Below are 8747 nucleotides of genomic sequence, written 5' to 3' on the forward strand. Positions count from 1 at the left end.
ACCCACAACACGCGCGCGAAGATCATTCGAAAGAGGTCGAGTCATCCGATGCTGGCCTCCTACCCAGCCAGCATCTTGAATCACAAAACGGCCGACACCGGAATCCCTCTCCGATTCAGAAAAGAGCAGAACCGCTCTAACAGGCAAAGCCGACCACCCCGGACAAAAAAGACAAAGCCTGGCCCCGCAAGCATTGGTAACGACACTCCCGTGAGGCCTGCTGCGGGAGTGTTTTTGTTTGCAGACCCAAAAGCCTGCCTCTCGGTCCAGTTCAGGATCGTGCCCAGTTCTCCGTACAGCGTAGTAGCGACCTCGCCGCGCTTCGCGCCAGGTGTCAGAACGATCTCTCGATTGACATGCTCCCCGATTTATCCCCGTTCAGGAGGTCGCGCTGCTCACATTGTGGTCGATTCTCCATTCTTCGATGCTGTTGCGGGCGTGCCGAAAGCTGGTGAAGAGCCGTTCATTGAGGCACTCGTCGTGTAGCTGGCCATTGAAACTTTCCATGATGCCGTTCTGCATCGGCTTGCCCGGCGCGATGTAATGCCACTCGATCGAACTTCCTGCCACGCCAAAATGGCATTCGAGGTCAGCGCGGCGCCGAGTCCGACACGATCATGCAGGGATAGCAGCGACGCTCGGCGATGATGTCGAGTTCGCGGGCGACGCGCTCACCCGAGATCGAGTCGTCGACGACTGTGGCGAGACACTGCCGGCTGAAGTCGTCGATAACGCATCAGATCCGGAACTGCCGGCCGTCGGTCAGCGTGTCGGAGACAAAGTCGAGGCTCCAGCGCTGGTTGGTGTCCTGCGGGATCGCCATCGGCGTCCTGGTGCCCAAGGTCCGCTTGCGGCGGCCCGCGTTTGCGCACTGTCAGCCGTTCCTCGCGGTAGAGCTGGTAGAGCTTCTTCCAATTCACCGCCACGCCTTCGCGCATCAAGAGCAGGTGCAGCCGGCGATAGCCGAAGCGGCGACGTTCGGCAGCCAGTTCCCGAAGCCGTTTGCGCAAACCGGCATCATCCGGAGTCACGGCTGTCCTCCTCTACCCAGGCGTTAGAAGTTATTTCCGAGCATCTCGCGCAAGGTCGAGTCGTCGAGCATCGCGTCGGCCAACAGACGCTTCAGCTTGCCGTTCTTCTCCTCAAGGCTCTTCAGCCGCTTCGCCTCCGACACATCCCAAGGGGAAGTTGGCGCATTGCGCAAGAGCCCGTTTGAACGCGGTGCCGCTCATTTTGGCTTAAGCAGTTGGTTGGCGGTGGTGGCGCGAGGCCATGCACACTTAGCCAGGGCGTGATTGCTCACGAAACTGACGCGGCGTGGTGCCCGTCAGCCGACGGAAGGCGCGGCTGAAATGCGCAGGGTCTGTGTAGCCGGAGGAAAAGGCGATATCGATGATCCTGCAATCGGTGTCGCGCAGAAGCCGGCTCGCATTCTCATATCTGGCAGTGTCGAGTATGTCGGAATAGGTAAGGCCGAGATGGGCGAGCTTGCGTTGAAGCGTCCGCGTGCTGACGCCCGCGATGTCGGCGACGTCGGCGAGAGCCGTTGTTCCCTCGTCGAGATAAGCAGGCAGCATCAGCTTGAGCAGTTCGACGATGTCGTACCCGGAAGGGCCGTCCTCCTGGTCCCGCGGCGGCGCAACCAAGGCGGTCGACCGGCCGGGGAGGCTGAGAAGCGTGATCGGCAGGCTGATCCAGGCGGCATGCTGGCCTGACAGAAACCGCACGCCCGGCCAGGAAGATCGCGTTGCTGGGCTCGGCGCATAAGACGATTCAAAGGCAATCGCCGTCGGCATCCAGTCTGGTCCCGCGAATTGGCGGACGATGTAGATCGGGAAAATATTCTGGATCCATTGTGCGTATTTCAGATGCAGGAGTCCGGTTGTGCCGGCGAGCCTGCTGCAGACCCGCACATGATCCAGGTCATGTTCGATCCACATGCTCAGAATGGTGTCTTCCCTCGACGCCCAATGGCAAGCGTGCCGGAGCGCGACCAGCAGCGTCGGCGCATGCGCGATCAGGGCCTGGGTCTTTTCCCTCAAATGGGAGAAATGCAGGCGCCGGGCGGCAAGAAAGCCGAAATCCTCGATGTCCTGGGTTCTCTGGGCAGCCTCGACGAAGCGCAGCGCTGGCAGGAGCGGCAGGTAGAGATCGCTCTTTTCGGCCAAGGACGATGGCAGGCGGGACCTCTCCAGGAGCGTTTCCGTGGGAGCGCCGATATCGTCGAGGATGCTGACGAAGGGCAGCAGGAACTGGCCGCGCGTCAAGGGGATATCAGCCATCGGACCTCGCCGTAACCGGGTTGACGCTTTTCACAAAGCCGAATCGCGGGGGAGTAGCGACCATCGGGACGGAGCACAGTCCCTCGCGATTGGCGCGAAATGGCAAGACGGGCAAGGTGCTCATGCACGAAATGCTCGCAACGGGACCCATCCGGTCTTGCCGATGAGGAAATGTATAAAACACGCCAATGAGGTACCGTTCAATGCGAATGAAGTTGGTCTATAGCCTGAGTTTCTTGGTTCTGGCGCCATACACGGCCTACGCACAGTCGATTCCGGTCAATGTCGACAACTTCAAGCGAGCCGAGAGCGATTTCTATATGGCCAAGACGGCCGACGCGGGCGGCTTCGGCAAGTTCGCGCATACCAGGACGCCGACGCCGATCGACAACCAGCCTGTGGTCCGGATGAACCGGGACACGCTCTATTCGCAGGCGCTCTTCGACCTCGACGCCGGCCCGGTGACCATCACTCTTCCCGATGGCGGCAAGCGCTTCGTCTCGATGCAGGTCATCAGCGAAGACCATTACACCCCGATGGTGGTCTACGAGCCGGGCCCCACGACCCTCACCAGGGATAATGTCGGCACCCGCTATGTGTTCGTTGCGGTCCGCATCCTTGTCGATCCCAACGACACCAAGGACCTCGCGCAGGTTCACGCTCTGCAAGATGCGCTGAAGGTGGAGCAGAAGTCGGCCGGTACGTTCGAGGCACCGAATTGGGACCTGGTTCAACAAAAGAAGATCCGAGATGCGCTCGAAGCGCTATCCGCGGCATCAGGCAGCTTCACCAACGCTTTCGGCCCGAAGGGGGAAGTCGATCCGGTCAAGCACCTTATCGGCACGGCAGCCGGTTGGGGCGGCAACCCCGACAAGGACGCATCCTACCCCTCAGTGACCCCGGTCAAAAACGACGGCAAGACGGTCTACAAGCTCAGGGTCAAGGATGTCCCCGTCGATGCGTTCTGGTCGATCAGCGTCTATAACGCCGAGGGCTTCTTCCAGAAGAACGATTACGACGCCTATTCGGTCAACAGCATCACCGGCAAGAAGAGCGCCGATGGCGCGATCGACATTCAGTTCGGCGGCTGCGACGGCGAGATCGCGAATTGCCTGCCGATTACGCAGGGGTGGAATTACACATTTCGGCTCTACCGCCCTCAAGCAGTGATCCTGAACGGCGAGTGGAAGATGCCGGAGGCGCAGCCCGTGCAGTAGTGGCAGCCCAAAAAGGGTAGCGCTCGCCACGCTGGCCCTTGACGGCAAGGCGGATCGGGATGCGCAGCGAGGTCTCGCGCAAACTCGGTCCGACCCATCCGGATCTGCAGCATGGGCACGTCCGCTAGCGACCAAGGAATTTTTCAGGAAGATCTCAGTTCATGCCTACGCTTTCATATCTCAACAAGTCCCTGGTGATTTCCGTATTCGGGCTGATCGTATCGAGCGCTGCCGCGCAGGGCGACAGCAAGGCTCCCGACGTGACGGACCCGCATTTCCAGCTGGCCCCAGGCTATCTCGAGCAGGCGGATCTTCCCGACAGCCTGCAGCTTCTGGGACCGCCGCCTTCAGCCGAAAGCGCGGCGTTCGCGCGTGACGAGGAAGCCAGGCTGGAAACTGTACCCTTGCGCGGAACCGCCCGCTGGGAGCTTGCCAGGCGCGACGCCGATCTCAATTTCCCGCAGCCGGCGGAGACCTTTTCCTGCGCAATGGGCATGCAGATCGATGAGGCGAAGACGCCTCATACCTACAAGGTCATGCAGAAGGTTCTGACGGATGCCGGACTGTCCACCTATGGCGTGAAGAACAAATACAACCGGGTCCGGCCGTTCGTTGCCCACAACGAAGGAACGTGTTGGCCCGATCAGGAACCGCTTCTGCGAAGCGATGGGTCCTATCCTTCCGGTCATACGGCAGCGGGGTGGGGCTGGGCGCTTGTCTTGGCTGAGATCAATCCCGAGCGTGCAAATGAACTCCTGAGCCGCGGTCTTGCGTTCGGGCAAAGCCGGGTGATTTGCAATGCGCACTGGCAGAGCGACGTCGATGCCGGACGTGTCATGGGTGCGGCCACCGTCGCCCGGCTGCAGGCCGATCCTGCCTTCCGCGCGGACGTCGAGGCTGCGCGCGGGGAAGTGGAAAAAGCCAGGGCGTCGGGTGAAGCCCTCAAAGTCGACTGTTCCGCCGAAGCTGCTGCGTTGTCACAGAAATGATTGAGCAGCACCCTTTGTCGGCGAAAAGCATGAAGTCTCTTGCGGTATCTTCCATTGCGCTCGCATCGCTCTTGACGCTTTCCCTGTCGGCGCGGGCGGTGGACGCCATGGCGCCGTTGCCGCTCCAGCCCGGTAACAGCAGCGAGGCCACCCCCGGCTGGCATTTCAGCGCCAGTCCGTATTTGTGGGCCGCGGGGGTCGATGGTACCGTCGGGCAGTTCGGTCTTCCTCCGGCGAAGCTCGATTCCGACTTCGGCGACATTCTCGGCGAGTTGGACTTCGCCTTCATGGGAATGGCTGAAGGCAGGAATGACCGCTTCAGCGTTTTCAGCGACATCATCTACTCGAAGATTTCCATGTCCGATGCGAGCCCCAAGGGGGTTCTGACGCAAAGCATCGACGTGACGTCGCAGACCTTCACCGGCTTCTTCGGCGGCGGCTACAGTGTCCTGGCGAACGGCAGGGACCGTCTGGATGTGATTGCCGGCGCGCGCGTCTGGTACGCGAGCACGGAGCTGTCCCTGCAAGGCCGGCTCCTCGATGGCATAAACCGCACCGACAGCGCGACGTGGGTAAATGCCGTGGCGGGCGTGCGCGGAACGTATTTCCTCTCCGAGCGGGTTTACCTGACGGGTTGGGGAAACGTCGGCGCCGGGCAGGCGAAGCTCGATTGGGATGTCGCGGCCGCCGTCGGTTATCAAATCAAGGACAGTCTCTCAGCCGTCGCCGGATACCGCGCCCTTGGCGTCGACTACAGCAATGACGGCTTTGTCTTCGACGTCGTCCAGCAAGGTCCGATCCTGGGCCTGACTTACCATTTTTAGCGTCAATAGCGCACGAGCTATCGGTGGCCGACGCGCCAGCCCGAACTTTTCAATCTAGGACATCATGAATCCGAAATCGCACTTGCTCCTGATCGCAGCGACAGTCCTGGCCGTTCCGGCTGCCGCAGAGGAGGCCGATCTTGCGAAGCAACTATCGAATCCCGTCGCGTCGCTGATCAGCGTTCCGTTCCAGTTCAATCACGACAGTGGCTACGGTCCCATTGGCGGCCACAAGTCGGTTCTGAATATCCAGCCAGTTGTTCCATTCTCGATCAATCAAGACTGGAATGTCATTTCCCGCACGATTGTTCCAGTCATCTCACAGAACGATATCGCGGGGAATTCGGGCAGTCAGACGGGTATCGGCGACGTCGTGCAAAGCTTCTTCTTTTCGCCGAAGCAGCCGACTGCTGGAGGCCTGATCTGGGGCGCCGGGCCTGCCATTCTGCTGCCTACCGCAACCGATCCGCTTCTGGGCGGAGAGAAATGGGGCCTCGGTCCGACGGCGGTCTTGTTGAAGCAGGAGGGACCCTGGACCTATGGAGCGCTTGGCAACCATATCTGGTCCGTCGCCGGTAACAGCGATCGGCGCAACATCAGTTCCACATTCCTGCAGCCCTTCATCTCCTATACGACGAAGGATGCTTGGACGTTCGCGCTCGATACCGAAAGCACCTATGACTGGAAAAGCGAAGAATGGAGCGTGCCGATCAACTTTACGGTGTCGAAGCTCGTAATGTTCGGCAAGCAGCCGGTGAGTTTCTCGGGTGGCCCGCGCTACTGGGCTGCATCGCCCGAAAATGGGCCGGACGGTTGGGGCGTTCGCGCCGGCATCAACCTGCTCTTCCCCAAGTAGATCACTGGCGCCGTCACGGTGCCTGCGGTTGAGCGTGAATGGCCGCTGACAGGGGTCTCAGCCATATGCGATGACTTTGAATGCGGTGCGGGCCGGCCTTGTTTCTCTGCTTGAGCTACTCGCGGTAGCGCGGCGATCTTTGATCTCGCCGAGAAATTCGTTGCGTCGAAGTCGCTTTGCCGCAGTTTGTGCGTCACCTGTGTGCCCAGATCCACCGGAGGCGTCAAGGGAGTGTTGGGTAGGCACGACCCGAAATGCGAAGCTCTGGACGTCCTGGCTTGGGTGCCGAGCTACGCATGCCATCCCTTGGCAATTCTCAAAACGGCACCTTCCACTTAGGCGGTTTCGAGCGGTGAAAGCTACTGGTTCGTTTGGCCGGAAGCCCGACCGTCAAGCAAGCTTGCGGCGTTTCGAGACTGGCTCCATGCAACGGCCCAAGCCAACCCATCCGGAATCTCGGTCTGAGGGCTATTGGCTCCGTCGCGCCCCACTTTGCCAACGAACGCGGGCTTTTCGCCGTGCTTGCTGATCTGGCCTGCAATGTGGAGGAAGCAGCCACATTGGGTCCATGACGCATAATTTGCTGCAGGCAAGGAGGCTGAGGGCAATTCATAGCCAAGCTCTTTCACCTTGGCCGAAATGCCTGGCTTTGGGCCGGTTCTATCAACTGTGGTCACGACTTCCCCTCGTATGTGGTGAGTGTTAGGTATTGCTTTCGTTGTGCCATTGGGCTTGCGAGCGACCCACGTCGAAGAACGCGCCCCGATCGCACACCTGTCGTCGCCCCGTCTGCATAGACCAACCGTCCGTTCACGAAGACTTTTTCGATGCCGGAGGCGGCGAGCGTCGGTTCCAGGAACGTAGCCCTGTCGCCGACCAGAAATTGGTCGAACACAACCAGGTACGCGTAATGTCCCGCCACGATCGTACCGCGGCCGCTCAGACCGAAGGCATCGGCGGCGAGCGACGTCATCTTTTGGATCGCCTGTTCGAGAGATGCCGGCATCAACGACATCATGCCCGGCAGTTCGCTGCTTGATGAACTTGAGACATTTGTACGACTTGGCTTGTCACCGGTCGAAGCCCTGGCCTGCTGCGCGCGCGCCGGCGCCGGCCTCCTCGGTGCGAAGCGACATCTTGGCGTTGTTTGCGAGGGCGCTATTGCTGACCTTGTCTTGCTGGATGCGGATCCGACACTCGATATTCGCAACGCCCGAAAAGTGCGCGGCACGATGGTCGGGGGGCGCTGGCATCCTGTCCAAGGCTAGGGGCGCAAATAACGGCCCCCAACAAGCTTGGACTGACTGGTCGGACAACCGAAGTGGGGCAGGGCGCCTGGCGTCACTCGGCAGGTAGCAATCGCTGGAACAGCCGCACGCCGGTCAAAGTGTGTGTCGTACGCAATGTCCGTGGGATTCCCAAACAGGCAAAGGGTCTTGACCGCTTCCTCAGAGCTCGAAAACAGTCGGTGGGCAAAGTTTGCCTACGTCGTCTCGAAACACGGAGAGGTCGTGTCGATCGAAGACACGGATCCTGCATCCATCCTAACGTTCCCTGAATGCCCTGCTGAACTGGTCGCTGAGCGGCTTGGCGAAATAGGACATGGCGGTGCGCGCTTCAGTCGAGACATAGACCTCGACGGGCATGCCAGGCAGCAGCGCTTCCCCGAGCTTTTCAAGTTCTTGGGGTTTCACAGCGACGTCCCCGAGATAGAAAGTTTCCCCGGTCGCGTTGTCGCGCGATGTCGCGGGAGAAATGTGGGATACCTCACCCACAAGTTCGGGGGTGGTGCGTTGGTTGAAGGCCGGGAAGCGTAGCCGTGCGTGTTGGCCGACCTGGACCGGGTCGATGCTTGCTGGCGCGAGCCGCACCTGGATCTTGAGATCGGCATCCTTGGGCACGATGGTGGCCAGCACCTCAGCCGGCGTGACCACGCCACCAATCGTGTCGACGTTGGGTTCGTTCACGGTGCCTGCAATCGGAGCGCGGATTTCCGTCCTGGCCAGCCGATCCTCGATGGCGGTCTTGCGTTCGTACAATTCCGAAATCCGCGTATCAACGACGCCGAGTTCGCGTTGGGCCTCGGTGCGGCTGACGTCGTCGATGGCAATCACCTGCAGGCGGATCTCGCTCATGCGTGTCATGGCGCGGGCGATCGAAGAGTCGATCTCGCCACGCTCGCCATGCAGCCGGGCGAGCTCGCGATCCGTGGCATAGATGCGGTTGCCCTCGAGCAGCTTCTTGTCCACGAGTCCCTTGATCTTGGCTTGTTCGGTTTCGACCAAAGCGATCTCGCGTTGCTTGGAAACATTCTGCGCTTTCAGCCCCTTAACCTCTTCGCCGACCTGCTGGATGCCCAGTTCCAGTTGCTGCTTCTGGCTTTCGCGATTGGCGCGATTGCCGTTGAACAGGCGCGTCTCGCCCTTGATGAGCACGGCAAGCTCGCCGGCCTCGATCCCTTCGGGAAATTCGATCGTCGCCAGGTGAACCGCCCCGGGTTTGCCGGAGGCTCCAACTTTTGAGAGATTGGAGCTGATATGAGCAAGACAACGAACAAATTCTCGCCTGAGGTCCGTGAC

Annotated in this window: 7 protein-coding genes and 1 pseudogene; 4 read left to right on the forward strand and 4 right to left on the reverse strand. The window is 60.5% G+C overall.

All coding sequences use genetic code 11. From position 1 onward, the window contains the following. Nucleotides 1–399 precede the first annotated feature (399 nt). Together C8K44_RS28130 and C8K44_RS26820 are read right to left on the reverse strand one after the other, a co-directional pair. A pseudogene (locus tag C8K44_RS28130) lies at nt 400–1177 on the reverse strand (IS3 family transposase); the annotation flags it as partial. Between the two features lie 103 nt (nt 1178–1280). After that, nucleotides 1281–2282 carry an AraC family transcriptional regulator gene (locus C8K44_RS26820; RefSeq protein WP_109578807.1) on the reverse strand — a complete coding sequence of 334 codons (1002 nt, stop codon included), beginning with the start codon at nt 2280–2282 and terminating at the stop codon, nt 1281–1283. A gap of 203 nt (nt 2283–2485) precedes the next feature. Here C8K44_RS26820 and C8K44_RS26825 point away from each other — a divergent pair, with 203 nt between their 5' ends. The 4 genes from C8K44_RS26825 to C8K44_RS26840 all read left to right on the forward strand — a co-directional run bounded on the left by C8K44_RS26825 (nt 2486) and on the right by C8K44_RS26840 (nt 6168). Further along, a complete protein-coding gene (locus tag C8K44_RS26825) occupies nt 2486–3499 on the forward strand; it encodes a DUF1254 domain-containing protein (protein WP_109578808.1) in 1014 nt (337 codons plus the stop codon). A gap of 161 nt (nt 3500–3660) precedes the next feature. Continuing rightward, nucleotides 3661–4488, forward strand: coding sequence for a phosphatase PAP2 family protein (locus tag C8K44_RS26830; protein WP_109578809.1), 828 nt, complete (start codon nt 3661–3663; stop codon nt 4486–4488). Between the two features lie 29 nt (nt 4489–4517). Further along, on the forward strand, nt 4518–5312 hold the full coding sequence (locus tag C8K44_RS26835) for a hypothetical protein (protein ID WP_109578810.1): 795 nt from the start codon (nt 4518–4520) through the stop codon (nt 5310–5312). A 64-nt stretch (nt 5313–5376) separates the two neighbouring features. Beyond that, nucleotides 5377–6168 carry a hypothetical protein gene (locus C8K44_RS26840; protein WP_109578811.1) on the forward strand — a complete coding sequence of 264 codons (792 nt, stop codon included), beginning with the start codon at nt 5377–5379 and terminating at the stop codon, nt 6166–6168. A 673-nt stretch (nt 6169–6841) separates the two neighbouring features. Here C8K44_RS26840 and C8K44_RS26845 read toward each other — a convergent pair. Further along, complete coding sequence (locus C8K44_RS26845) at nt 6842–7186, reverse strand: amidohydrolase family protein (RefSeq protein WP_109578812.1); 345 nt, start codon at nt 7184–7186, stop codon at nt 6842–6844. Nucleotides 7187–7712: 526 nt separating this feature from the next. Next, the coding region (locus tag C8K44_RS26855; protein WP_109578814.1) for an HlyD family type I secretion periplasmic adaptor subunit at nt 7713–8747 on the reverse strand (1035 nt) is incomplete at its 5' end.

The sequence above is a fragment of the Aminobacter sp. AP02 genome (assembly GCF_003148805.1).
In the GTDB taxonomy this organism is placed as follows: Bacteria; Pseudomonadota; Alphaproteobacteria; order Rhizobiales; family Rhizobiaceae; genus Aminobacter.